Below are 25,188 nucleotides of genomic sequence, written 5' to 3'. Positions count from 1 at the left end.
AGTAGTGGGTTTATTTAAGGATAAGAGGACATTGAAATGAAACATCTGAAGACGACACTTACAGCGTTAACACTTGCGTTTGGCGTAGCGGGATTTGCACATGCTGCACCTATCGAAATCAAGTTCTCGCACGTTGTGGCAGAAAACACACCTAAAGGACAAATGGCGATTAAGTTTCAGCAATTAATTGCCGAGCGTATGCCAGATAAAGTCGAAGTGAAGGTGTATCCAAATTCACAGCTTTTTGGTGATAATAAAGTGCTAGAAGCTATGATTTTGGGTGACGTTGAAATGGCTGCACCATCGGTATCAAAGTTTAATAAATACACCAAGAAATTACAGATTTTTGATTTACCTTTCTTGTTTAAAGATATGGATGCGGTCGATCGTTTCCAGCAAAGTGATTCAGGACAAGAACTACTGAATTCATTAAAGAAAAAAGGCTATGTTGGTTTAGGTTATTTACATAATGGCATGAAACAAATTTCGGCAAGTATCCCGCTACAACTACCCGCTGATGCGAAAGGTAAGAAGTTCCGTATTATGAGTTCAGATGTATTAGCAGCTCAGTTTGAAGCGCTTGATGCAGTTCCTTTGAAAAAACCATTTTCTGAAGTCTTTACGCTACTGCAAACCAGAGCCATTGATGGGCAAGAGAATACATGGTCTAACATTTATTCGAAAAAATTCTTCGAAGTTCAGCCTTATATTACTCAGTCAGATCATGGGGTATTGGATTACTTAGTGGTGACTTCAACGGAATTCTGGATGGGATTGCCTGATGATGTACGTGCTGATGTGAAAACTGCACTTGATGAAGCCATTGTTTACGGTAACAAAGTCGCTAACGATAAAGCCATGGCAGATAAGCAGGCAATCATTGATTCAGGGCGAAGCAAAGTCATTGTACTGTCTGATGACGATCGCCAGCAATGGGTCGAATCAATGAAACCCGTATGGAAGCAGTTTGAGAAAGAGATTGGTCCTGAGCTGATTCAAGCGGCCGTTGCCTCAAACCAGTAATACCATTGTGAAAGATGCCAGAGCTTGCTTTGGCATCTTTGCATTAGGAGCAAGGGAATGATTAAGTTTCTTCATAAGTTCGAAGAATCAGCAATTGGATTATTATTAGTCGCGACAACATTGTTGGTATTTATCGAAGTTGTTTTACGGTTTGTCTTTAATACGGGTTTGTTGTGGGCACAAGAGTTAACCCTTTATATGTCGGCGTGGATGGTATTAATGGGAGCCTCTTGGGGTATTCGAGAAGGAGCACACATTGGTGTCGATGCTTTTGTAAAAAAACTGCCTAAATCAAGTCAAAAAGTCGTTACGTTAATTGCATTGGCAATGTGTCTCGCGTATTGCGGCATGTTTCTTTATGGCAGCTGGATTTACCTGAGTAAGATGCATTTGATTGGCATCGAAATGGAAGATTTTGCCATTGAAAAATGGAAAGCAATGAGTTGCTTATTGTTTGGCTTTTTATTACTGACATTACGTATTGTTGTTTTGGCGATTCAAGTAATTAAAGGTGAGCGGCTTGGTTTTGGCTTTGCTGATGAAGCCAAAGAAAGTATGCATCTCGCTGAAGGTAATGATCAAACGGAATTACCCCCTAGCAACAAGGAAGGGCAGTAGTTATGACTATTTTTGCATTATTCGGCTTACTGTTTTTCTGTATGTTTATTGGTATGCCCATCGCGATTGCGCTCGGGTTATCAAGTGTCGCAACTATCTTGCTATTCTCGAATGATTCACTGGCTTCTATTGCCCTAAAGTTATTTGAAGCAACCAGTGAACATTACACATTATTAGCCATTCCATTTTTCATTTTATCTTCTGCTTTTCTATCAACAGGAGGAGTTGCCAAACGATTAATAAATTTTGCCATTGATGCTGTCGGTCATATTCGTGGTGGTCTTGCAATGGCATCGGTGATGGCGTGTATGTTGTTTGCGGCAGTGTCGGGGTCTTCCCCTGCGACGGTTGCGGCAATAGGCTCTATTGTTATCGTTGGTATGGTGAAGGCGGGTTACCCGAAAAGCTTTGCGGCTGGTGTAATTGCGAATGCGGGTACATTGGGCATTTTGATCCCTCCTTCTATTGTGATGCTGGTTTATGCGGCAGCAACCGAAGTATCGGCATCCCGTATGTTCATGGCGGGTTTTATTCCAGGCCTGATGATGGGCGGTATTTTGATGGTTGCCATTTACATTGTTGCCCGTATTAAAGGTCTGCCATCACAACCGTTTCCAGGTTTTACGTCATTACTTATTTCGGGGCTGAAAGCGCTTGGCGGTTTAATGCTCATCGTCATTGTACTGGGGTCTATTTATGGTGGTATTGCAAGCCCGACAGAAGCGGCATCTGTCGCGGCGGTGTATGCATGGTTTGTCAGTGTTTGGGGCTACCGCGATATTGGTCCGTTGAAAGGCGTACCTTGGCGATATAAGAACGAACATATTATAAAAGCGGTAGTACGTAATACGGTTAGCTTTCCATTGGTATTAATCCGTTCATTTACCGATAAAGAAGTTAGCCATGTTGTGAAAGATGCGGCGAAAGTCAGTATTATGCTGTTGTTCATTATTGCTAATGCAATGCTGTTTGCACATGTACTTACAACGGAACGTATTCCACATATGATCGCCGAAACCATTGTGAGTATGGGGTTACCCGCCTGGGGATTCTTAATTGTCGTGAATATCTTGCTGTTAATTGCAGGTAACTTCATGGAACCCTCAGCAATACTACTGATAATGGCGCCAATCTTGTTTCCTATTGCAGTTCAACTTGGTATTGATCCTATTCATTTAGGTATCATTATGGTGGTCAATATGGAAATAGGCATGTTAACCCCGCCTGTAGGGCTTAATTTATTCGTAACGGCAGGAATAACAGGTGAGAGCATGGGGTGGGCAATTCGTGCGGCATTGCCATGGCTGGGCTTATTATTAATCTTCTTAATGTTGATTACTTATATTCCTCAGATATCGTTATTCTTACCTGAATATATTGATAGCCTACGAGTGCCAATACAGTAGTTGGATTTAAACTGTTGAAAATATATTTATGGTTTTTAAGGGGCGGCTGCATATTGTTGCTGCCCCTTTTGGTTATATATCTAGGTTATTCCTCTTCTAGGTGCTCACCTATAAACCTCAATCAATTTTGGATTCAAGAGGCTCCAATTTGCTCTACTTGCAACCATTAAACCGTTATTTTTGTCATATTGAATGTGATTTCTATTTAAGCTCACTTCTATATGCACCGCTGTTATGGTCTCAACTTGGATATATGTTGAAAGGTTATAATGAACAGATTGCCGTATGATTTAAAAAGGGAAATGACGACCTGTGAATTTAATGGTTGGAAGTTGTGGGTGTTGATAATGATCATAACCCACGACTCTGGTTTGCGACAAAACCTAGAAAAGGTTTCATCATTCTATTTACAACTTGAGACTATCCATTACGGGATACATTAACGGCTAGCAACCTCTTCCTGGCGCTCTTGTAGAGCTTATTTAAAACCTTCTTGGGGTTTGATAGGTTCCACTTCAACGATGCTATGATTATCACTCTCTTTCTTGATTTTGTATTCTTACCAGTAGGGTTTCTTTTCATATATGAGTAATATCGTTCAGTAGATTTTCTTCCCCTCATCGCACGATAAAACTCTTCATCAACTATGCGATTGCCAATGAAGTCCCTAATTAGAGGTGACAAATATCCACATGCTGATACTGATTCTATTCCCCTATGCCCAACGCCATATGTGTGAAGCTTGCTTGATGGCTGCAATGACAATGCTTGCTTCCTGTCATTTGCGCAGAATGGGTCATAAACAACCGTTATATGCATGTTATGCTCTGGCAGTGTCACGCTGTAAAGGGTAGGGGAGAATAGTAGCGCCCTATCTATCATCAAATGGCGAGACAGAAGCAATGCACCACAGGCCCCCATACTCACGGCATAAGCTAACCGCTCTTTATGGTGTTGAAAAAGAAAAGAGTTAGACTTTGCCCACTCAAAGAGCTCTATTTCTTCGTATTTGTGATCCGTAGAGATTGTGTTGAACGAAACAACATTAACTCCTCGTGATGATAAGTATTTAAACCCCCAAGGAAGCTCGCCGTTATCCACCTCATGGGGCGTTAGCGATGTACCTGCTGGAGCAAATGCAAATACAATGGGACCATCGTCAATTATGGCGCCTTGTATTAAAGTGTTTTTTACTGTGACCCTAAATTCGCGATTCTTCTCCACCTGTGATCTATTAGAAACCTCTTGAGATAATTGCTTTTGTTTTGCTCTATTTTTTTGATTCATCTATCTAAATCCAGTGTTTGTTACGGGCGTTATGGTAAATAGGTCTTACTTGTTCATTGAAACAACAATCTTAATAATATGGCTGAAAGGTCATGTTGAATATCATTCTTAGCCGCAGTTCAGGACTGAAGGCTAACGAAATAGACCTTTGACCCGTATCCAGACTTTCAGTCCTTAATGCTAATTCACCAATGCTAGTCGGTGGTTGTTTGTTTGGAGTCACAATACATTCTATAGATAGTGAATATGTTCACGATAATAAATGTTGTCTACATCATTGTACCGCCAATCGACTTCAGGAATAAATTTTTGTTAGCCAATAAAATGAAATGTTGAGCGCGCATGATTACCTTGGGCTTTGAATAGTCTCTAGGTTGTTACTGATGCCCCAAAGATGGTCAAAACTTCATAGCTATGCCCAACACTGGGTAACTAAATGATAATTAGATAAAAAACACATTACGTGACTAGATTGCGTTCTGATTGTTTGTACATGTACTGACAATCGAACGTATGGTACATATGACCGCCGAAACAGACTACCTGCATGGGGGGGCAATTCGTGCGGCATTACCATGGCTTGGCTTATTATTGATTTTCTTAATGTTGATTACTTATATTCCTCAGATCTCATTATTTTTACCGGAATATATTGATAGCCTTCGGGTACCAATAAAGTTGCTAGACTGAAGCTGTTGAAAAAAATAAAAAGAGCGCTGATAGAGCGTTCTTTTTTATTGTGTATTATGCCAACCTAGACAAGTACCTGAACACTTCCCAAAATTGGTCTACCAATGCCACGTGAGTGCTAATTCTTCTGTGACCTATTTAACAAAATACGTATTGTTATAAAATGTAAGCATATTTTTGTGAGTAATAAATGCAAGTCATTAAAATTGGTTGATCTAACTGGCATATTCTGCATTTTTGGTTAACCAATTTGGTTTGCTACCTATATTATTGAAACTGTTCGGATAGCAGTGGCACATAATAATAAGGATTCTTATGAACCGTAAACTCTTTACCCTCGCCCCAATTGCCGCAGTACTTATTCTTGCTGGTTGTAATTCATCAAGTTCAAGTGACGGCAAAGATGATCTTCTCCAACCAATTGTTCAATCGAAAGTTCACGACATTCTTAACGTTGATGGTTACCAATTCCGTGATGCTAATGGTGATGGCAAGCTTGCACCTTATGAGGATTGGCGTTTAACGTCGGCAGAACGTGCTGCTGACCTAGTCAGCCGTATGACTCTCGAAGAAAAAGTCGGCATGATGCTGATCGACACTTTGAATGCTGAAGCTTATGGATATGTTGGTAGCGAACACCAAAATTTGGTCAATCGTCAGATGATGAATCGTTTTATCTTCCGTAATACGATTCTGACTCAAGACGAGATTAATGCACTTACTGATGAAGAGCGACAAGATGGTGGTGCAGGCGGGCCAATGGGGGCTAACTATAAAATCAGCCCGATGGAAGCTGCTCAGTATATGAATAGCATGCAGGAGTTGACCGAACGTACTCGTTTGGGTATCCCTGCGTTATTTAAATCGAATGCGCGTAACCATATCGACCCTAATGCTAAAGCGGGTATCAATGTTGATTCAGGTGCTTTCTCGTCATGGCCGAAAGAAGGTGGGCTTGCCGCTACGGGTGATATGGCGTTGATCGGTGAATTCGGTAATATTATGCGTGCTGAGTGGAATGCTATTGGTCTGCGTGGTATGTACGGTTATATGGCAGATCTCGCGACTGAACCGCGTTGGTATCGTGTGCATGAAACTTTTACAGAAGATGCAGATCTGGCTTCAGAAATTATGACATCTTTGGTTGGCAACCTACAAGGTAAAGACGTTTCCTCCGACAGTATCGTACTAACCATGAAGCACTTCCCTGGTGGCGGCCCGCAGTTCCTTGGGGCAGATCCACATTATATTGCAGGTCAACATCAGAGCTATCCGGCGGGTAATTTTGATTACCACGTCAAACCATTTATTGCAGCGATTGATGCAGGTGTTGCTGCAATGATGCCTTACTACGGAATAGTTGGTGGTGGTGAGTGGTCAATCAACAATCCTGATAGGACGGACTTGGATGCAGGTGGTATACCTCTAGGCGATCTTCTACATGAACGCGTGAAAGATACCGTCCGTGTACCGAACAATGATTACTCTACTAGCGTCGGTACGCCTGCGGGTAATGTTGGTGTTGCTTTCTCGAAAGGCATCTTAGATGGCCTTCTGCGTAAAGAACTGGGCTTTAAAGGGGTTATTAATTCCGATACGGGTATCATCAATGATCAAAATGAAGTGCATACTGATTATGAGATGATGCACAATAATCGTGCTTGGGGTCTACAGGATAAAGACAAGACAGAGCAATTTGTTATCGCCATTGAGGCAGGTACAGATGTATTTTCTGGGTTCAAGAGTAATGCAGAAATTCGTACTGTGGTTGAGCAAGGTTTAGTTTCTGAAGCACGTATTGACGAGTCAGTTAAACGTCTTCTGGAAGTTCAATTTGACTTAGGGCTGTTTGAAAATGCTTATGTCGATGCCGACAAAGCGAACGCTATTGTTGGTAATGCAAATTTTCAAGAAAAAGCTCAGCTAGCACAGCGTAAAGCCGTTGTATTACTTGAAAATACAGATGCAACTTTGCCATTACCTACGACATCGAGCCTGTATACCATGGGTATGGATGGCGAAATCGCTAAAGAGTACGGTTACGATGTAACTATCGGTGATGACGCTGAAGGTAATAAAGTAGAAGTTGCGACAGGTAATGATTACGCATTAATTCGAGTGCGTGTTGATAATATTCCGGCAGTTATTACGGGTGATACTCCCACTAACCGTGCATTAGTATTTGGTGGTTCTGATTTCGATGAACTATCAGTGCTTGATTTCACTGGCATGGCTAAATCTGAGTCTTGGGTAATTACTCCGTCTCTAGAAGATATCCAAGCTGTGATGGGGGAGGTTGGTGCTGAAAATACCGTGCTTTCTGTGTACTTCCGTCAGCCATATGTGCTGGATGATATCAGTGGCTTGAAGGGTGCTGGCGCGATACTAGCAACATTTGGTTCGGATGATCGTGCTGTGATGGATGTTATCAGCGGTGAGTTTAAACCTACCGGTAAACTACCATTTGCCTTGGCTAACAGTGCTCAGGCGATTCTTGATCAACATTCTGATGCTCCGGGTTACAAAGAAGGTGATGAGCTATATCCATTCGGTCACGGATTAAACTACAAGTAAATAAATGAGTTTAGTGATTTAAGCGAGATAAAATGCCAGATAATTATCTGGCATTTTTTATATATGAATACGGATCAAGATCAATAAACCAACACTAACTGGTCAACCAATTGCTTGTGGTGGTATATAATGTTTACACCCTGTCAGTAAAGATACCTTTTGGTAATACTTTGCTTTTTAAACCATTAAAATTAATAGAGGTTATTTTGTTTAAAGGTAATTTAAGCCAGTTACATTTAGTTTCAGATTTACCTGAAAAAATAATGGAATGTATAAATAGCGTAAAGAACATTTTAGAGCATAATGTTGAAGTAGGTACTTATCCACTATTAGAAGATAAAGCATTTTTCTTTATTGTTAATGACCATACAGAGCAATTAGAAAAAAGGCGTTCTGAATGTCACCAAAAATATATTGATGTGCAAATAGTATTAGAAGGTGAAGAAACATTCGGTTATAGCGAACATCCATTTTTATCGTTAGATGAAGAGTTATTTGAAGAAAAAGACATTGCCTTTAGTGAAGATATTATTAATGAACAATTTGTAACGCTACAGTCTGGCGATTTTATTATTTTTACTGCTGAACAGCCACATCGCCCATTAATCGCGGTTAATGCGCCTGCTCCAGTTAAAAAAGTAGTTATTAAAATCGATAGAACGTTAGTTAATTAGGTGAAAACATGAATCAATATATTAATGTACTTACTTGGGACGACAGTAATATTCCGCATCGATTATGGGTTGAAAAGTGTGATAATGGCGGTGCTCGTTTATGTTTGAAAGTGATTAAAGATGTAGAACCTGAAATCTTGTACTTAGATTTACCCGTTAGTCAGCAGCAAGTAATGGGGGCTTGGCAGGGGAAAGCATCACCAATATCGGATGAATTCAATGATGGAAAACTGTATTCTCAAGTAAGAAGCTTACTTAACTTACCGCAAGGTTGCGTTGTTTGGACTGTTAATCATATTCAGATGCCGAGTGGATTAAAAATGTCGGCAGACAAATTGGCATTTATACCAGAAATGAAACAAGAACATGGTTTGTTAGTTGCTATATAGTCAGTGTGATACAGTTTTTAATAAAACATCCCCATCAATGATGGTGTTATATTATGGGGATGATTATTTTAGGTAATTTACGATTGTTATAACTCACTAGACAGTGAGTTGTTTGGAATTACGATACATTTTATAGATAGTCACTGCGTTCACGATAATAAACGTTGCTTCCATCATTGTGCCGCCAATCGAACCTAATAATAAATTATTCGTTAGCCAACAAAATGAATTAAATAGAATTAATAAGCGCATATGAATACCTTGAGCTTTAAATAAGCTCCAGGTGGCCACTGATGCCCCAAAGATGGTCAAAATTTCATAGCTATACTCAACATTGGGTAATCCCATTACCCATAATAATCCAATAAAAAACCACATTACGGGGCTAGATTGCGTTCTGGTAGAGGCATAACTGCGTAGCGCGCTGATTCCACAGCCTACGGCGGCAGTAACCGCACCCATTAAAATGAAGTGAGAGCAAAGAACAATTTGAAATACGGTTAGATGAAGCCGAAACTTATGTCCATCTTGATGCAAAAATGCTGTCGCGCCGATTAAAAAAGCAACAATACCAATAGTTTGTGGGAAATCTAATTCAGGCATGTAGCTTTACTGCCTCTGCAAGGTAACGAAGGCATAGCTCAGGGCTCGTTAATATTTCAAAGCTGCTCTTATTACAATACAGTGTTGCAGGTGCCATAGATGCTTGCGCTAATACAACAATATCTGGTTTGGTCTTTACCGCATTAATATGTGCTGCGATTGTTCTAGCATACATTTCTGTATTACCAGCAAAATAATAAGGCCAGGCTTTAGGTACTAACTCCGTTTGGATGAATGGCTGCTTTTTTCGTTGAGCTGTTGATTGCTCTAGATGCTTGCTCGTTTTCCCTTTGGTATTAACGGAATGCAATAACGCAACGGTAGGCTTTAATGTGCTAGAAAGGGCTGCAAGTACCAATATATTGTTATGTTGAATAGCTGCTTCTGCCATTGGGCGATCAACGCGAATAACCTTCGCCGAAATATAGGGTGTTTTTTCAGCTAAATCACCAATAGTAGAGCAGGTGCAAATAATGATATCAGCATTACTTGCTGCAATTTCGGTGATGGTTTTCTGTACGTCACTGGCGACTTGTTCGGTTAAACCGTCTTCCATGGCCTTTTGTAATAAACGTTCATTGGTATGGTGTGAAACCGTAACAGGCAGGTCTTTCAGATATTTATCAATATATGGCTTAAAGAGCACTTCGTTGGCTTGAAGGGTGTAAAGAAAGCTAATGTTCATTGTGACGTTCCCTCGTTCAGTAATCTATTGTTATCGCGTATTCTCAGTAAAAGAAAGGCCTCCAGATGGAAGCCTTAATATTGTTTAGCTGCTATATATATCAATTATTTCACTAAGTCGGCAGCTTCACGCGCTAAACGACCAATTTCATCCCAACGGCCTTCGTTGATCATCGTCTTATCGACCATCCAAGTACCACCACATGCGTAAACTCGGTCAATAGCGAGGTAGTCTTTTACATTGTTAATGTTAATGCCACCTGTAGGCATTAGCTGGATTTGTGTATACGGCGCAAGCAGAGATTTCAGCATATTAATGCCGCCAGATGCTTCAGCAGGGAAGAACTTTAATGTGGTTAGGCCAAGTTCTAACGCGGCTTCAACCGCACTTGGGTTGTTAACACCAGGAACGATATCGATGCCAATTTCCTGACATGCTTTAACGGTTGTCGGGTTTAAGCCAGGAGAGACAACAAACGTTGCTCCTGCTTCTTTCGCCGCCAGTGCTTGTTCGCGGTTAAGTACCGTACCAGCACCGATTAGCATATCTGGTTGGGCTTCGCGAAGTAGACGAATTGCCTCTACTGCTGCATCTGAACGAAAAGTGATCTCAGCGGCAGGTAGACCATTTTCAGCCAATGCTTTACCCAGAGGAATAATGTCTTCAGCGCGGTCGATAGCGATAACTGGAATAACTTTAATTTCGGCTAGTTGTTGTGCAATGGTGCTCATTGTCTGACTTCCTTTATAATTTTGTTGTTGTGGTTGAAGCGGTCGAGTGGATATTAAAATCCATCGCTTCGGTGGCATAACATGGGATAATCGCCCCTTTGTGCTGGATCACCGTACCAGCTAACTGATGGCCCTGAAGCGCCGCTTCTCGTGGTGTTTTATCGGTAAGGTAACCCGATAAAAAACCGGCATTAAATGAATCGCCAGCCGATGTTGTATCAATAACCGTTTCTACTGGCGTTGTACCAATAAGTTCTGGAGTATCAGCGTTGAAATCAGTATATAAGCAACCTTTCGGCCCCATTTTAAGTACAACTTTTTTTACGCCAGCGGTCTGTAAACGCTCCAATGTTGCTTGTGATGATGTATCTCCCCACAAGGTTTCTTCGTCGTCGTCAGTCACTAATGCAAGGTTGGTAAACGACAATATTTGCTTGTAGCACTTACGTGCTTCATCGGCACTTTCCCACAACGCAGGGCGATAGTTGGAATCAAAGGCAATTTCAACGCCATTGCTAGACAGTTGTCCAAGCAATGTGACTAATTGTTGACGATCTTCCGCGGGTAAAATCGCTAAGCTAATACCACTGACATAGACCATATCAACGGTCTGCAAATGAAGTTCTATCTGTGCAAAGTCAGGGTGACGAACAAGATAGCGTGCCGCCGATTGGTTACGCCAATACAGGAATGTACGTTCACCTTGCTCATCAAGTTGGATCAAATATAAACCCGGCTGACGTGTTTTATCACGTAACACGTGTTCGGTATTGATACCTTCTTGCTGCCAACGTGAAATCATACCGTTACTGATAATATCTGTACCGAGCGCACTGATGTAATCAATTTCGACAGATTGCCCTGCAGTACGTGCCATATATACCGCAGTATTCAGTGAATCGCCGCCATAGGCTTGCTGCATGGTGCCAAAAGAGGCGCCATTAAGCTCTATCATGCATTCGCCGATAATTGCGATGCGTTTCATGCATACTCTCCAGGTAGTTTGAAGTAAGTTTTCGCATTATTAAAGCAAATATCTTTAATCATCTGACTTAATAGATTCATATCATTTGGTGCTTCGCCATTCTCAACCCACTGACCAATCATGTTGCACAGAATACGACGGAAATACTCATGTCGAGTGTATGACAAGAAGCTACGAGAATCGGTAAGCATACCCACAAACTGGCTTAACAGGCCCAGTTGAGATAACTGTTCCATCTGGCGTTGCATGCCGTCTTTTTGATCGTTGAACCACCAACCTGAACCGAACTGTACTTTGCCTGCAATGCCGTCACCTTGGAAGTTACCGATCATCGTTGCCATCATCTCGTTATCACGTGGATTTAGGCAATAAAGAATGGTTTTTGGTAGTTCATTAGTGATGTCCATCGCATTGAGTAACGAAGCTAACTCAAGGGCAAATGGGCGATCAGACATTGAATCAAAGCCTGTATCCGCACCCAGTAGCTTGAACATGCGGGTGCTGTTATTACGCTGTGCGCCTAAGTGGAGTTGCATTACCCAGCCACGTTTTGCGTACTGCTGACCAAGCCAAACTTGAACGGCAGTGGTAAATTGATCGACTTGTTTTTCTTCAAGTGATTCGCCATTTAAACGACGAGTCAGCATGCCATCAAGATCGGCTTCTGATGGAATGGCAGCATAACGTAGTATTTCAATACCGTGATCAGCTGCGCGACAACCATGAGCGGCAAAGTGATCAAGACGACGATCAAGCGCAGTCAGTAAATCAGAAAAACGGCGGATTTCAATATCAGCGACTTGACCTAACTGCTGCATATAATCAGCAAAGCCTTCGAGTTCTACTTTAAATGCACGATCAGGACGCCAGCTTGGTGCAACTTCAATGTCACAAGTATCATCTTCAGCAATGGTTTTGTGATGTTCTAGTGTATGGATGGGATCATCCGTTGTGCCCGCCATAACCACGTTCATTTGTTTCATGATACCGCGCGCAGAAAATTCTGGGCTCGCGAGCATTTCGTTACATTCGTGCCAGATATCTTCAGCGGTTTCAGGGCTGAATAGTTTGCCAGTGATACCAAATGGACGACGTAATTCTAGGTGAGTCCAGTGGTACAGTGGATTGCCCAGTGTCTGTGGTACTGTTTTAGCCCATGCCATGTATTTTTCAAAATCAGAGGTTTCTTTACCCGTGATGAGCGACTCACTAATACCTGCAGCGCGCATACCGCGCCATTTGTAGTGATCGCCTTCTAGCCACATTTGACCCAGATTATCGAATCGACGGTTATCTGCGACTTCTTGTGCATTGAGATGACAATGGTAATCATAGATCGGCATGTCTTTCGCGAAGTCATGATATAAACGGCGTGCAATGTCATTGGTTAGAAGAAAATCTTCACATAGAAAAGCTTTCATAGATGACTCCAGAAAAGTATCCCCTCGAAAGGTGTATCAGTCGAAGGGATAGAATTAATTAAAGAGATGCAACCGCAGCACGAGCGCCGTCAGTGATTATTAGCTGATAAGCGTCGGTTACAGCTGTAACCAATTCTTCGTTCTTAATCAGATCGGTGCCGAAGATTGCTTCAATGCCCAGAAGTGCTTTAACCACAGAAGCATTAATACCGTGTTGCTGGTAGATCTCTTTAAATAGGTCGACCATAGGGTCGCGAACATCTATCGGGTTCGCTTTTTCGTCAGAACCGCTGACGTATGTCATCCAACCTGCAATGCCCATTGCCAGCCATTTGTAGTCAGAACCAGCGTCAAGGTGGAAACGTAATGAGCCACCCATACGTTGAGGGATCTTTTGGCTACCATCCATCGCGATCTGCCATGTTTGGTGCTTCAGGCTTGGGTTGGTGAAGCGGTTGATAAGCAGGTTTGCGTAACCTTCTAAATCGGTGCCTTCAGGCATGTTTAGGGTCGGTGCTTGTGCTTTCATCATCATGTCGAAAGCTGCTTTACGGTAGCTTTCATTGGTCATGGTGTCAGAGATGTGCGCGTAGCCCCCCAAATAGCCAAGGTAGGCTAAGAAAGAGTGGCTACCATTGAGCATACGCAGCTTCATTTCTTCGAAAGGCACAACATCAGTAACGAATTCAGCGCCCACGATGTTCCATTCAGGACGACCATTGACGAAGTTATCTTCAATAACCCATTGTCTGAATGGTTCACAAGCGATACCACATGGGTCTTCAACACCGACTAAGGTTGTGATTTCAGCTAATGTTTCAGCAGTTGCCGCTGGCACAATACGATCGACCATAGTGCATGGGAAAGTTACGTTAGCTTCAATCCAACCAGCAAGCTCTTTATCTACTAGCATTGCAAAATCTAACACTGCTGCGCGGGCAACATGACCATTTTCTTGCACGTTGTCGCAAGACATGACTGTGAAGGGGTTGATGTTTAGTTCACGACGAATGCGCAAAGCTTCAACAATGTAACCAATGGCAGATTTTGGCTCGCTTGGGTTAGCTAAATCCGCTTTAATTAGACTATTGTTTTTATCTAAACGACCTGTGGCAGGGTCGGCACAATACCCTTTTTCTGTAATCGTCATTGATACAATAGCAACCTGTTCTTCTGCCATTTTTTCAAGTACGGCACGTTGTCCGTCAAGTACAGGATGCAGAGATTCAGTCACAGAACCGACCATTTTCACTGTAGTCGCGTCGGCACCTTTTTCTGCCACCGTGTATAAGTGGTCTTGCTCGCGCAGTTGCTTGATAAGAACTTCACCACCGAACAGGTTAATTTCACAAATCCCCCAATCACTACCGTTTTTTTCTAACATTTCACTTGTGAATAACGCTTGGTGAGCACGGTGGAATGCCCCAAAACCTAAATGAACGATACGGCTCTTAAGGGCAGTTCTATCGTAATTAGAACGGATAACTTGCGCATTGATTTCAGTATTAGCAATATTTGACATGTTGTATTTCCTTTATTTTCTCACCGGTTTATTACCGATGAGAAATATATTAATTGAGACGTTCTAGTGAATTGATAATTGCTTAGTAACCTAAAACTAAACCAGGTAGGAATAGGCTCAATTGAGGAATAAAGGTTACAGCCATTAGCGCAATAACCAGTGCCGCATAGAAAGGTAATAATGGTTTGATGATCTTATCAATCGATACATTTGCAACTGAACAACCAATGAATAACGCACTGCCTACAGGCGGAGTACAAATACCAATAGCAAGGTTAAACGTCATCATGATACCGAAGTGCACAGGATCAATGCCTAAATCTAATACGATAGGTAAGAAGATAGGAGTGAAGATCAGTACTGCTGGTGTCATGTCCATGAAGATACCAACAATTAATAAAATAAGGTTGATAATTAATAAGACAACGAGTGGATTATCAGAAACAGCCAGTAATGCGTCGGCAATCATGTAAGGGATATCGGCGTTAGCCATTGCCCACGACATGCCCATTGATGCACCCACTAACAGTAGAACAATTGAGGTTGTCACTGCTGATTCTAAGATGATGGCTGGAAGCTGCTTTATTTTAACTTCACGGTAAACAATTACGGCAAGTATAAAGGTATATACCACTGCAATAGCCGATGCTTCGGTTGCGGTGAAGATACCGCCAATAATACCGCCCATAATAATGACGATAAGCATTAAAGAAGGTAACGCTCTTAATAATGTATCCCACACTTCTGCCAGACTTGGCTTAGGCGCAATAGGGTAGCCACGGCGCTTGGCAATAAAGCCTGCAACACACATCAAGCTCAAGCCCATGATCAGGCCCGGAATGTAACCCGCTAGAAATAGTGCCGCAATCGATGTACCACCAGAAACAAGTGAGAATACTATTAAGGTATTACTCGGTGGAATCAATAAACCAGTAGGGCAAGATGTAATATTGACCGCTGCAGAGAAATGCTCATCATAGCCATCTTTCTTTTGTAAAGGAGACATCGTACCGCCAACGGCTGCCGCAGAGGCTACCGCTGAACCTGAAATTGATCCAAACATCATATTTGCCATGATGTTTACATGCGCTAGAGAACCAGGAAGACGACCACCTAATACTTTTGCAAAATTAATAAGGCGAATCGCAATACCGCCTTGGTTCATAATATTACCCGCCAAAATAAAGAACGGGATTGCAAGCAGTGCAAAGTTATCAAGACCTGCCGCCATACGCTGTGCTACTACGGCTATTGCAGGTTCAAGTGGCAGGCTCAGCATAATGGTTGCTAAAGAAGACAGCCCAATAGCAAATGAAACTGGGATCCCTAACGTTAAGAGAACCGCAAAGCTACCAAATAGAGTAAGAATGACTTGCCATTCCATGATGGAATTCCTTTTTTAATTAGTTTTATTGAGGATCTGCGGTTACTTGGGCTTCACCAGATATCAGTTGTTTTGCTTTTTCTAAGCCGAAAACAAAAGAGTAAAAAATCATTAATGCCCCGCTCAAGGGTAAGCAGAAATAGATGTAGCCCATTTCCCAACCCAGCGCTGGTGTAACCTGCCCAGTAGCTAATGTTTTAAGTGCGAGGTTAGTGCCACCGTAGATCAATACAATAAAGGCAAAAACAGCAATGGCGGCTTGAATAAAGATTTCGTTAATTAGTTTTCGTTTGCCTGTTAATTTCATTGTTAACAAATCGATAGCAAGATGACGTTTTTGACCTGTTGTATAAGCTGCACCAACAAGCGCAACCCACATAAATAGATAGCGTGCTAATTCATCCGTGATGGTGCTTGGTTTGCCAATAACATACCGCGAGATCACCTGCCAGATGACACAGAAAACGAGGAAGGTAGAGAGAGATACAGTAAATGTGGCTAACCCTCTATTTATATAACCAACCAATTTATTCATCTTTAATTCCTTAGTGTGTGGGAGTCTGTAAATTAATTTTTGGTTAACCAATGTAAGGAAGTATTAATCAATATTATTTTTACACACTCGTTTCTAGTGGGGATTATAGGTAATGGTTAATAAATGTCATGTGAGCTGCCTCACAATTCAATTGGTTGACCAATTCAGGGGTTGTTATTGTGATATAGGTCAACCAATTGGTATTTTTGTTTTGACGACATACGTGTTTAACGCCAATATTGGTCCCGTATTCCAATATACCCTACGAAATGGACAACCAATCTCACGGAGATATAATAATGATGATACGTAAAAGTGTACTAACAGCTCTAATCGGTACTGCGCTAACAATTGGTGCTTCAGCTTCTGCTTTTGCTGCAACTACATTTAAGCTGAGCCATAACCACCCACGTGACCATGCCGTTCACCAAGCTATGGATTCAATGGCAAAAGAAGTACGTGAGCTGACTAATGGTGAAGTGCGTATTCGTATCTACCCTGATGCACAATTAGGTACGCAACGTGAGTCAATGGAGCTAATGCAAAATGGCGCGCTTGATATGGTTAAAACAAATGCGGCTGAATTAGAAGCATTTGCACCAGCTTATGCGGCATTTAACTTACCGTACTTATTCCGTGATAAAGCACACTACTACAATGTACAAGAAGGTGCGGTTGGTGAAGAAATTTTAGCGTCTTCTCATGATAGTGGTTTCATTGGCGTAACGTATTACGATGCTGGTGCACGTAGCTTCTATACGTCTAAGCCTATTAACACACCGGAAGACCTTAAAGGCTTAAAAATCCGTGTACAACCAAGCCCTTCTGCAATCAGTATGGTTCAAGCGTTGGGTGGTAATGCGACACCTTTAGCTTACGGTGAGTTGTATACCGCTCTACAACAAGGTGTGGTTGATGCTGCAGAAAATAATATTCCTTCATTTAGCTTAAGTCGTCATGGTGAAGTCTCTAAATACTTCAGCTTGGATGAACACACAATGGTACCGGATGTATTGGTTATCTCTAACAAAGCGTACGACGGCTTGTCTGAAGAAAACCGTGCTGCACTTAAAACGGCAGCTAATCATTCTATGGAGCTAATGAAAAAGCTCTGGGCTGAATCAGAAGCGAAAGAACGTGCGAATGCTGAAAAGTTAGGTGTGAAATTTATTACGCCAAACAAAACTGCTTTCGTTGAGGCCGTTCAACCAATGTATGACGCTTTAGATGAAACAAACCCAGATCTAGCTGAAATTGTTGAGCGTATTAGAGCTGTTCAATAATTGACAGATTAGTTATTAGTGAAAAATAACAAGGTGTTGCTACTCTTTACCATAAAGAGGTTGACCAATTTGTTCAGGTCTTTATCATGGCGTAGAGTGCAATGGAATATAGTGACAATATCAATATGATGCCTTTTGAAGCAAAAAGACCTTATCAAGAATTAGGGTTGGTACTGAGACAAGAATTAATGAGCGGTCAGTATAGTGTGGGTGACCGCCTGCCACCTGAACGTGACATCGCCGAAAGGTTAGATGTGAGTCGTACAGTGGTGCGCGAAGCCATCATTATGCTTGAACTTGAAAATTTAGTTGAAGTTAAAAAGGGGTCGGGGGTATATGTTCTTAATATTCCGAGTGAAACGAGTAGCCACGAAAATGTGATTAGTGATGAAGCCGGCCCATTTGAAATGTTGCAAGCCAGACAGTTACTAGAAAGTAACATTGCTGAGTTTGCCGCGATTCAAGTAACACCGAGCGATATTGTGAAAATGCGAGTCGCACTTGAGCTTGAGCGTAATGAAATCGCCAGTGAATCTGAAAATTGTAACGGTGATGAACAATTCCACCTTTGCATTGCTGAAGCAACTCAGAATTCTGTGCTGGTGGATATGCTTAAACATTCTTGGGCGCGACGTGAGCAAAGCCCAATGTGGAAAAAGCTTCATTCTCGCATTAATGATCAGGCTTATCGCGAAGAGTGGCTAGGCGATCACGCAAAGATTCTTTCTGCAATGCAGCGGAAAGATCCTATTGCAGCCAAAAATGCCATGTGGCAACACCTTGAAAATGTAAAACAACGATTACTTGAGTTATCTGATATCGACGATCCTAATTTTGATGGGTATTTATTTAGCTCAAACCCTGTTGTCCTTCTTGGGGACGATAAATAAAATCGAGTCCTTAATATAAGGCATCGACAAATAAGACCAATGTCCTTGTTGGTCTTTATTTAGAACTGCTACTTCTAAGTGACAGTTAATTAGAATTCTTAAATACTTTACTCGTCAATAATTATCGAGCGGGTTAAGTGTGTCTGTAAAAGGTGATTGTCATGGAACAAACTTGGCGCTGGTATGGTCCTAATGACCCAGTTTCTCTAAACGATATTCGTCAGGCGGGAGCGACGGGCATTGTGAACGCGTTACACCATATTCCCAACGGAGAAGTGTGGACGAAAGAAGAAATTCTTATTCGTAAGGCTTTAATCGAAGATAAAGGCCTTACATGGTCAGTGGTTGAGAGTGTTCCGGTACACGAAGAGATCAAAACTCAAACGGGTAATTACCAGTTGTGGATTGATAACTATAAACAAACATTACGCAACTTAGCTGAATGCGGCATTGATACTATCTGTTATAACTTTATGCCTGTTCTAGATTGGACACGTACTGATCTTGAATTTGAAATGGAAGATGGCTCTAAAGCATTACGGTTTGACCAAATTGCATTTGCCGCTTTTGAATTACATATTTTAAAACGCCCAAATTCCGAAGATGCTTATTCTGATGAAGAACAAGCACAAGCTAAAATCTATTTTGATAATATGTCTGATGCCGAAATTGCTAAACTGACGGGTAATATTATTGCAGGGTTACCTGGCGCAGAAGAAGGCTATACATTACAAGAATTCCAAGCCCAACTAGATCGTTACGATGGTATAACGAAAGATAAACTTCGTGATCATATGGTGTACTTTCTAAAAGAATTAATGCCAATCTGTGATGCTAACGGTTTAAAAATGGCAGTACATCCAGATGATCCACCACGCCCAATTTTAGGCCTACCTCGTGTCGTTTCAACGATTGAAGATATTGATTGGCTAACAACTGAAGTACCAAGCCAAATGAATGGTATTACAATGTGCACTGGTTCGTATGGTGTACGTGGTGATAATGATTTAGTGAATATGATTAGACAACACGGTGATCGTATTTATTTCACTCATTTGCGTTCGACTCAACGTGAAGACAATCAGCTTAGTTTCCATGAAGCTGCACACCTTGATGGTGATGTTGATATGTATAACGTAGTGATGGAAATTCTGAAAGAAGAACAGCGCCGTGATGAAGCTGGTGATGTACGGTTAATACCAATGCGACCAGATCACGGTCATCAGATGTTAGATGATTTGAACAAAAAAACGAACCCTGGTTACTCGGCTATAGGTCGCTTAAAAGGCCTTGCTGAAGTGCGAGGTTTGGAAATGGCATTAAAGCGCGCATTCTTTACAAAGTGAAAATAAAATAAATTTTAGAAAAGGTCCGATTATCGGGCCTTTTTTGTTTGTTGTGAGAATAGACTTCGGTCTACTGATGTAGTAAAAACCCCCAAGTTTGTATTCAGTAAACCTCTTTATTTTATCATGATGAAGAGGCTTGCTGATTACCTTTAAACACCATACTAAAGTGGCGTCAAAATTCATTTTTTAATTCATTTTTTAATTCATTTTAAATACTTTACATGTGCTTCCATTTCTTCCCCGATTTCTTTACGCATATTCATTAATTTAATGGCTGAATCACGTAATTCAATATCTTCAGGGGTCTGTGGAATCCATTCTGGAATAGGCGTTGATTTACCGTCTTCATCAACAGCAACCATAATGACAATACAATGCGTAGTTAGACGGCGTTCTAATAGTTTAGGATCGCTTGCTTGTACATCTATCGCAATATGCATTGAAGATCGCCCTGTATAAATAACCTTGGCACTGACTTCGACAAGGTTACCTACTTGAATAGGGGCGACAAAACGAATCCCACCAGCATAAGCAGTAATACAGTATTTAGCACTCCATCCGGCAGAGCAGGCATAAGCAGCTAAATCGATCCATTTCATTACCGCCCCGCCATGGACTTTACCACCAAAGTTAACGTCACTCGGTTCTGCTAAAAAACGGAGTGTTACATCACGCTGTCCACCTTTCATACAACTATTCCTCAGAGCTTAAAGAGATACGATTTAATTTTATGTAAAAACAGATGTATTAGTAGTGTTAATTATTTGTTTTGCTATTACACCTTTACAAATCTGATAGATCAAGCGCTTAGTGGCTATTTTCTGGAATAAATAGCCACGGTAGCCTTTACTTTACTTGGATTGTAACTTCAATGTAACAAGGTGCGGTTCCACTGGGGGGGAGGGATAAATTCATGATTTATTAGTGAAAGTGGTTACGTTTACAATGTTTATATAAAAGGTTTTCAAAGGGTTGTATCTACTGGGTGTTACAGCATTGATAGTTGTGTCACAAATTTTACATTTTGTCATATGTGCTTTTTTAATAAGAAGAAGGGAAATTAAATTTATTAATATTCAATAAAATCATGGGTTTTAAAGGTGATTTTTTCTTTATGATAGAGTAATCAATTAAATTGTTTGTAATGCTTATTTTTTGTAAAGTAGCCACGTTTTTTTATGAAAAACAGCGGTGTTATTTGTGGTGTGAATGCATTTTGTCTATATGAATTATAAGTCTATCATTATGATTACTGGGAATAAATTTATTAATTCTATTCTAATTGGCAATTTATAGGTGTATGAATATTAATCGGTTACAAAGTTGGTAAAACTAACCAACATTACGCAGTTGTAACTATTGTTACACTGGGGAAACGTTTACATTAACACCGTATCGATCACGTTAAACCTAATTCCAATCAATGTAGACTTCGCTTAGAAAGGTCAATCGAGCAGAGGATATTGCTCGAACCTCTCCCTACAAAAGCAGTATAACTATAATAATTGACAGGATTAGTTCGATGAAAAAACTGACTATACTCGCTACTCTATGTGCTGGAATGTCTTTCGGTACTAGCGCACTTGCTGAAACGACGCTTGGTTTTACGGTTTACAAATATGATGACAACTTTATGGCCGTTGTTCGTCAAGCTATCGTGAAAGTTGCAGATGAAGACAAAGATGTTCGTTTGTTAATGAATGACTCGCAAAATAGCCAATCAATGCAAAATGATCAGATCGACATTATGCTTGCGCGTGGTGTACAAGCCCTTGCAATAAACTTGGTAGATCCTGCGGCGGCGCCCGTGATTATTAAAAAAGCAAAAATGGATGATGTGCCAATTGTTTTTTATAACAAAGAACCATCAGCGGCTGCATTAGCAAGTTACGACAAAGCATATTATGTCGGAACAGATTCAAAAGAGTCAGGCATTATTCAAGGCGAACTGATTGCTAAGCAGTGGTCAGAAAATGCCAATTGGGATTTAAATAACGATGGTGTTATTCAGTATGTTTTACTTAAAGGTGAACCTGGACACCCAGATGCTGAAGCACGTTCTAGTTATGTAATCAAAACATTGAACGAAAAAGGGTATAAAACAGAACAATTACATCTTGATACTGCCATGTGGGATACCGCAATGGCCAAAGATAAGATGGACGCATGGGTTTCAGGACCTAACGGTAATAAGATTGAAGTTGTAATTGCTAACAACGATGGTATGGCAATGGGTGCTGTAGAATCATTGAAAGCGGCAGGTAAAACCGAGCTCCCTGTATTTGGTGTTGATGCATTGAGTGAAGCATTAGCGATGGTACGTTCTGGCCAAATGGCAGGCACAGTATTGAATGATGCAAGTAATCAAGCAAAAGCAACATTTGAATTAACCCGTAACCTTGCAAATGGTCTTCCTGCGGGTGAAGGAACAAATTGGAAAATAGAGAATAAAGTTGTACGTGTACCGTACGTTGGCGTTGATAAAAGTAACCTAAACTAATTTTCTGCCAACTAGAAGCGGGAGACGTTCTTTTCCCGCTTTTATAACCTTCTGGTTAATGCCGTTATGACTACAATAAATAAAAATGAATTTCTGTTAGAAATGACAGGAATAAGTAAAGAGTTCCCTGGGGTTAAAGCTCTCGATAAAGTGAACTTGAAGGTACGCCCGCATTCTATTCATGCATTAATGGGTGAGAATGGAGCAGGGAAATCGACGTTATTAAAATGCTTATTTGGGATCTATGAGAAAAACGAAGGGGATATCGTTTTCTTAGGTAAAAGCATTAATTTTTCATCATCAAAAGAAGCGCTAGAAGCTGGTGTTTCTATGGTACACCAAGAACTAAATCAGGTTCTGCAGCGTACCGTTATGGATAATATTTGGCTTGGCCGTTATCCGACAAAAGGTTTCTTTGTTGATCAAAAAAAAATGTATGAAGAAACTAAAAAAGTATTTGAAGAACTCGATATTGATATCGACCCTAATGTAAAAGTCGCGACCTTATCTGTATCTCAAATGCAGATGTTAGAAATTGCAAAAGCATTTTCTTATGACGCAAAAATTGTGATTATGGATGAGCCAACATCGTCATTAACTGAAAAAGAAGTTAATCACCTATTCAAGATCATTAAAAAGCTAAAAGAGAAAGGCTGTGGCATTGTTTATATTTCTCACAAGATGGAAGAAATATTTGAAATCTGCGATGAAATTACCATTTTACGCGATGGTGTTTGGGTTGATACACGCCCGTTAGAAGGTTTAACCATGGATCAAATCATCGGTATGATGGTTGGACGTGAATTAACGCAGCGATTTCCTGAAAAAACAAATACGCCGAAAGAAACCATTTTAGCTGTGAAGAATTTAACGGCGTTGAATCAACCCTCTGTTCAAGATGTTAGCTTTGAACTCCGCAAAGGTGAAATTCTAGGTATTGCTGGATTGGTGGGCGCGAAACGAACCGATATTGTAGAAACATTATTTGGTATTCGTGAACGTAGCAGCGGCGATATTATTTTGCATGGTAAACACCTAAAGAATAAAGACGCCCACGAAGCCATTAATAATGGTTTTGCGTTAGTGACAGAAGAGCGACGCTCTACTGGGATTTATAGCAACCTCGATATTACATTTAATTCTTTGGTAGCGAATGTTGAACAATATAAAGAAGGCTTTGGGCTACTTAGTAACCGAAAAATGAAAAGCGATACTCAGTGGGTAATCGATGCCATGAGTGTGAAAACACCGTCGCATAAAACCATGATCGGCTCGTTATCTGGTGGGAACCAGCAAAAAATCATTATTGGGCGCTGGTTATTAACTGGCCCTGAAATATTAATGTTAGATGAGCCAACGCGGGGTATTGATGTTGGTGCGAAATTTGAAATCTATCAACTGATATTAGAATTGGCCAATAAAAATAAAGGGATAATTATTATCTCTTCTGAAATGCCTGAACTTTTAGGTATTACTGATCGCATACTCGTGATGAGCAATGGTCGTGCTGCTGGCATCGTAGAAACAAAAAATACCACACAGAATGAAATTCTCGGTTTGGCCTCTCGTTATCTTTAAGGATTAGAGTTAATGGAAACTTTAAAAAAACTCAGCATGATGCGCTACCTCAAAGAAGGGGGCATTTATGCGGTACTATTTATTTTATTGGCAATTATAGTTATTCAAGAACCAAGCTTTTTAAGCTTAAGAAACCTGAGTAATATTCTTACCCAATCATCTGTACGTATTATTATTGCATTGGGTGTTGCAGGGCTTATTGTTACCCAAGGTACTGATTTATCAGCAGGTCGTCAGGTAGGTTTGGCTGCGGTATTATCGGCTACCTTGCTTCAAGCGGCAGATAACGTTAATAAGGTTTTTCCCAATGTTGGTGAAATCCCAATTGTTGGCGTCATTATCGTTGTGTGTGCCGTGGGGGCGCTAATCGGTTTGATTAACGGCATTATCGTTGCGTATTTACATGTGACCCCGTTTATCGCCACACTGGGTTCAATGATCATGGTATACGGTGTTAACTCACTATACTTTGATTCCGTAGGGGCATCACCGGTTGCTGGTTTTGATGAGCGTTTTTCTGAATTTGCTCAAGGCTTTATTCGCTTTGGTGATTTTAGATTATCGTACCTTACGTTTTACGCCATTATTGCCATCATATTTGTCTGGATTATATGGAATAAAACTGTTTTTGGTAAGAACATCTTTGCGATTGGGGGGAATCCAGAAGCGGCAAAAGTATCGGGTGTTAACGTGCCGATCACACTGCTTAAAATCTATGCCTTATCGGGTGTGTTCTACGCATTTGGCGGCATGTTAGAAGCGGGGCGAATTGGTAGTGCGACTAACAACCTTGGTTTCATGTACGAACTTGATGCCATTGCTGCCTGTGTAGTGGGTGGTGTGTCATTTGCGGGTGGTGTAGGAAGTGTTGCAGGTGTTGTAACAGGGGTATTAATCTTTACCGTTATTAACTACGGAATGACGTATATTGGTGTTAGCCCTTACTGGCAGTACATTATTAAAGGCGGCATTATTATTTTCGCAGTAGCGCTTGATTCAATGAAGTATGCAAACAAAAAATAATAATAAGTAACGACAAAGGCAAAGAGCTAATCGCTCTT

Annotated in this window: 23 protein-coding genes; 13 read left to right on the top strand and 10 right to left on the bottom strand. The window is 40.9% G+C overall.

Annotation, left to right across the window (positions count from 1 at the left end):
• Positions 1-36: 36 nt before the first annotated feature.
• Genes C9J12_RS19035 through C9J12_RS19025 form a run of 3 tightly spaced genes read left to right on the top strand, consistent with a single transcriptional unit; the run spans position 37 to position 3,047 of the window.
• A complete protein-coding gene (locus tag C9J12_RS19035; protein WP_107244153.1) occupies positions 37-1,023 on the top strand; it encodes a TRAP transporter substrate-binding protein in 987 nt (328 codons plus the stop codon).
• 57 nt (positions 1,024-1,080) lie between these two features.
• Positions 1,081-1,641, top strand: a complete 561-nt coding sequence (locus tag C9J12_RS19030) for a TRAP transporter small permease (protein ID WP_107244152.1) — start codon at positions 1,081-1,083, stop codon at positions 1,639-1,641.
• Between the two features lie 2 nt (positions 1,642-1,643).
• The gene (locus C9J12_RS19025) at positions 1,644-3,047 is read left to right on the top strand and encodes a TRAP transporter large permease (protein WP_107244151.1); all 1,404 of its coding nucleotides are present in this window, start codon (positions 1,644-1,646) and stop codon (positions 3,045-3,047) included.
• Between the two features lie 420 nt (positions 3,048-3,467).
• On the opposite strand, the gene C9J12_RS19020 is transcribed toward C9J12_RS19025, so the two are convergent.
• On the bottom strand, positions 3,468-4,334 hold the full coding sequence (locus C9J12_RS19020; protein ID WP_107244150.1) for a hypothetical protein: 867 nt from the start codon (positions 4,332-4,334) through the stop codon (positions 3,468-3,470).
• 522 nt (positions 4,335-4,856) lie between these two features.
• Between C9J12_RS19020 and C9J12_RS30750 the strand changes: the two genes are divergently transcribed.
• The 4 genes from C9J12_RS30750 to C9J12_RS31185 all read left to right on the top strand — a co-directional run bounded on the left by C9J12_RS30750 (position 4,857) and on the right by C9J12_RS31185 (position 8,661).
• Positions 4,857-5,024: a hypothetical protein gene (locus C9J12_RS30750; protein ID WP_170111818.1), complete on the top strand. Its 168-nt coding sequence runs from the start codon at positions 4,857-4,859 to the stop codon at positions 5,022-5,024.
• Positions 5,025-5,339: 315 nt separating this feature from the next.
• Positions 5,340-7,598 (top strand): glycoside hydrolase family 3 protein, encoded by a 2,259-nt coding sequence (locus tag C9J12_RS19015; protein ID WP_107244149.1) that lies wholly within the window; start codon positions 5,340-5,342, stop codon positions 7,596-7,598.
• A gap of 170 nt (positions 7,599-7,768) precedes the next feature.
• Positions 7,769-8,272, top strand: a complete 504-nt coding sequence (locus tag C9J12_RS31190; RefSeq protein ID WP_227876411.1) for a YhcH/YjgK/YiaL family protein — start codon at positions 7,769-7,771, stop codon at positions 8,270-8,272.
• Between the two features lie 8 nt (positions 8,273-8,280).
• Positions 8,281-8,661, top strand: a complete 381-nt coding sequence (locus C9J12_RS31185; protein WP_107244147.1) for a hypothetical protein — start codon at positions 8,281-8,283, stop codon at positions 8,659-8,661.
• Positions 8,662-8,757: 96 nt separating this feature from the next.
• Here the strand turns inward: C9J12_RS31185 and C9J12_RS19000 are convergent, their stop codons facing one another.
• From C9J12_RS19000 to C9J12_RS18965, 8 genes are all read right to left on the bottom strand, one after another.
• Positions 8,758-9,264, bottom strand: coding sequence for a YgjV family protein (locus tag C9J12_RS19000; RefSeq protein WP_107244146.1), 507 nt, complete (start codon positions 9,262-9,264; stop codon positions 8,758-8,760).
• Positions 9,257-9,949, bottom strand: coding sequence for a hypothetical protein (locus C9J12_RS18995; protein WP_107244145.1), 693 nt, complete (start codon positions 9,947-9,949; stop codon positions 9,257-9,259). The genes C9J12_RS19000 and C9J12_RS18995 overlap by 8 nt, the downstream gene beginning before the upstream one ends.
• Positions 9,950-10,053: 104 nt before the next feature.
• Positions 10,054-10,680, bottom strand: a complete 627-nt coding sequence (locus C9J12_RS18990) for a bifunctional 4-hydroxy-2-oxoglutarate aldolase/2-dehydro-3-deoxy-phosphogluconate aldolase (RefSeq protein ID WP_107244144.1) — start codon at positions 10,678-10,680, stop codon at positions 10,054-10,056.
• 13 nt (positions 10,681-10,693) lie between these two features.
• Positions 10,694-11,665 carry a sugar kinase gene (locus C9J12_RS18985; RefSeq protein ID WP_107244143.1) on the bottom strand — a complete coding sequence of 324 codons (972 nt, stop codon included), beginning with the start codon at positions 11,663-11,665 and terminating at the stop codon, positions 10,694-10,696.
• Positions 11,662-13,086 (bottom strand): glucuronate isomerase, encoded by a 1,425-nt coding sequence (uxaC, locus tag C9J12_RS18980; protein WP_107244142.1) that lies wholly within the window; start codon positions 13,084-13,086, stop codon positions 11,662-11,664. The genes C9J12_RS18985 and uxaC overlap by 4 nt, the downstream gene beginning before the upstream one ends.
• Positions 13,087-13,144: 58 nt before the next feature.
• Positions 13,145-14,608, bottom strand: coding sequence for a fructuronate reductase (locus C9J12_RS18975; RefSeq protein ID WP_107244141.1), 1,464 nt, complete (start codon positions 14,606-14,608; stop codon positions 13,145-13,147).
• An 82-nt stretch (positions 14,609-14,690) separates the two neighbouring features.
• A complete protein-coding gene (locus C9J12_RS18970; protein WP_107244140.1) occupies positions 14,691-15,992 on the bottom strand; it encodes a TRAP transporter large permease in 1,302 nt (433 codons plus the stop codon).
• Positions 15,993-16,017: 25 nt separating this feature from the next.
• Positions 16,018-16,527 carry a TRAP transporter small permease gene (locus C9J12_RS18965; protein WP_107244139.1) on the bottom strand — a complete coding sequence of 170 codons (510 nt, stop codon included), beginning with the start codon at positions 16,525-16,527 and terminating at the stop codon, positions 16,018-16,020.
• 299 nt (positions 16,528-16,826) lie between these two features.
• On the opposite strand from C9J12_RS18965, the gene C9J12_RS18960 reads away from it, so the two are divergent.
• The 3 genes from C9J12_RS18960 to uxuA all read left to right on the top strand — a co-directional run bounded on the left by C9J12_RS18960 (position 16,827) and on the right by uxuA (position 20,046).
• Positions 16,827-17,810 carry a TRAP transporter substrate-binding protein gene (locus C9J12_RS18960; protein ID WP_107244138.1) on the top strand — a complete coding sequence of 328 codons (984 nt, stop codon included), beginning with the start codon at positions 16,827-16,829 and terminating at the stop codon, positions 17,808-17,810.
• A gap of 101 nt (positions 17,811-17,911) precedes the next feature.
• Positions 17,912-18,700 carry an FCD domain-containing protein gene (locus C9J12_RS18955; RefSeq protein WP_107244137.1) on the top strand — a complete coding sequence of 263 codons (789 nt, stop codon included), beginning with the start codon at positions 17,912-17,914 and terminating at the stop codon, positions 18,698-18,700.
• 161 nt (positions 18,701-18,861) lie between these two features.
• Positions 18,862-20,046: a mannonate dehydratase gene (gene uxuA, locus C9J12_RS18950; RefSeq protein ID WP_107244136.1), complete on the top strand. Its 1,185-nt coding sequence runs from the start codon at positions 18,862-18,864 to the stop codon at positions 20,044-20,046.
• Positions 20,047-20,252: 206 nt separating this feature from the next.
• Here the strand turns inward: uxuA and C9J12_RS18945 are convergent, their stop codons facing one another.
• Positions 20,253-20,738, bottom strand: a complete 486-nt coding sequence (locus C9J12_RS18945) for an acyl-CoA thioesterase (RefSeq protein ID WP_107244135.1) — start codon at positions 20,736-20,738, stop codon at positions 20,253-20,255.
• A gap of 833 nt (positions 20,739-21,571) precedes the next feature.
• Here C9J12_RS18945 and mglB point away from each other — a divergent pair.
• The 3 genes from mglB (at position 21,572) to mglC (ending at position 25,150) form a co-directional block, all read left to right on the top strand.
• Positions 21,572-22,549: a galactose/glucose ABC transporter substrate-binding protein MglB gene (gene mglB / locus C9J12_RS18940; protein ID WP_107244134.1), complete on the top strand. Its 978-nt coding sequence runs from the start codon at positions 21,572-21,574 to the stop codon at positions 22,547-22,549.
• A gap of 66 nt (positions 22,550-22,615) precedes the next feature.
• The gene (gene mglA / locus C9J12_RS18935; protein ID WP_107244133.1) at positions 22,616-24,127 is read left to right on the top strand and encodes a galactose/methyl galactoside ABC transporter ATP-binding protein MglA; all 1,512 of its coding nucleotides are present in this window, start codon (positions 22,616-22,618) and stop codon (positions 24,125-24,127) included.
• A gap of 12 nt (positions 24,128-24,139) precedes the next feature.
• Entirely contained in the window at positions 24,140-25,150 is a 1,011-nt protein-coding gene (gene mglC / locus C9J12_RS18930; RefSeq protein ID WP_107244132.1) for a galactose/methyl galactoside ABC transporter permease MglC, read from the top strand.
• The last annotated feature ends 38 nt before the right edge of the window (positions 25,151-25,188 follow it).

The sequence above is a fragment of the Photobacterium frigidiphilum genome (assembly GCF_003025615.1).
In the GTDB taxonomy this organism is placed as follows: Bacteria; Pseudomonadota; Gammaproteobacteria; order Enterobacterales; family Vibrionaceae; genus Photobacterium; species Photobacterium frigidiphilum.
This window is presented reverse-complemented; position numbering and strand designations above follow the sequence as displayed.

Coding starts and splice junctions, on each gene's coding strand:
- C9J12_RS19035 (WP_107244153.1), top strand. CDS start 37: ATGAAACATCTGAAGACGACACTTACAGCGTTAACACTTGCGTTTGGC.
- C9J12_RS19030 (WP_107244152.1), top strand. CDS start 1,081: ATGATTAAGTTTCTTCATAAGTTCGAAGAATCAGCAATTGGATTATTA.
- C9J12_RS19025 (WP_107244151.1), top strand. CDS start 1,644: ATGACTATTTTTGCATTATTCGGCTTACTGTTTTTCTGTATGTTTATT.
- C9J12_RS19020 (WP_107244150.1), bottom strand. CDS start 4,334: ATGAATCAAAAAAATAGAGCAAAACAAAAGCAATTATCTCAAGAGGTT.
- C9J12_RS30750 (WP_170111818.1), top strand. CDS start 4,857: ATGACCGCCGAAACAGACTACCTGCATGGGGGGGCAATTCGTGCGGCA.
- C9J12_RS19015 (WP_107244149.1), top strand. CDS start 5,340: ATGAACCGTAAACTCTTTACCCTCGCCCCAATTGCCGCAGTACTTATT.
- C9J12_RS31185 (WP_107244147.1), top strand. CDS start 8,281: ATGAATCAATATATTAATGTACTTACTTGGGACGACAGTAATATTCCG.
- C9J12_RS19000 (WP_107244146.1), bottom strand. CDS start 9,264: ATGCCTGAATTAGATTTCCCACAAACTATTGGTATTGTTGCTTTTTTA.
- C9J12_RS18995 (WP_107244145.1), bottom strand. CDS start 9,949: ATGAACATTAGCTTTCTTTACACCCTTCAAGCCAACGAAGTGCTCTTT.
- C9J12_RS18990 (WP_107244144.1), bottom strand. CDS start 10,680: ATGAGCACCATTGCACAACAACTAGCCGAAATTAAAGTTATTCCAGTT.
- C9J12_RS18985 (WP_107244143.1), bottom strand. CDS start 11,665: ATGAAACGCATCGCAATTATCGGCGAATGCATGATAGAGCTTAATGGC.
- uxaC (WP_107244142.1), bottom strand. CDS start 13,086: ATGAAAGCTTTTCTATGTGAAGATTTTCTTCTAACCAATGACATTGCA.
- C9J12_RS18975 (WP_107244141.1), bottom strand. CDS start 14,608: ATGTCAAATATTGCTAATACTGAAATCAATGCGCAAGTTATCCGTTCT.
- C9J12_RS18970 (WP_107244140.1), bottom strand. CDS start 15,992: ATGGAATGGCAAGTCATTCTTACTCTATTTGGTAGCTTTGCGGTTCTC.
- C9J12_RS18965 (WP_107244139.1), bottom strand. CDS start 16,527: ATGAATAAATTGGTTGGTTATATAAATAGAGGGTTAGCCACATTTACT.
- C9J12_RS18960 (WP_107244138.1), top strand. CDS start 16,827: ATGATGATACGTAAAAGTGTACTAACAGCTCTAATCGGTACTGCGCTA.
- C9J12_RS18955 (WP_107244137.1), top strand. CDS start 17,912: ATGGAATATAGTGACAATATCAATATGATGCCTTTTGAAGCAAAAAGA.
- uxuA (WP_107244136.1), top strand. CDS start 18,862: ATGGAACAAACTTGGCGCTGGTATGGTCCTAATGACCCAGTTTCTCTA.
- C9J12_RS18945 (WP_107244135.1), bottom strand. CDS start 20,738: ATGAAAGGTGGACAGCGTGATGTAACACTCCGTTTTTTAGCAGAACCG.
- mglB (WP_107244134.1), top strand. CDS start 21,572: ATGAAAAAACTGACTATACTCGCTACTCTATGTGCTGGAATGTCTTTC.
- mglA (WP_107244133.1), top strand. CDS start 22,616: ATGACTACAATAAATAAAAATGAATTTCTGTTAGAAATGACAGGAATA.
- mglC (WP_107244132.1), top strand. CDS start 24,140: ATGGAAACTTTAAAAAAACTCAGCATGATGCGCTACCTCAAAGAAGGG.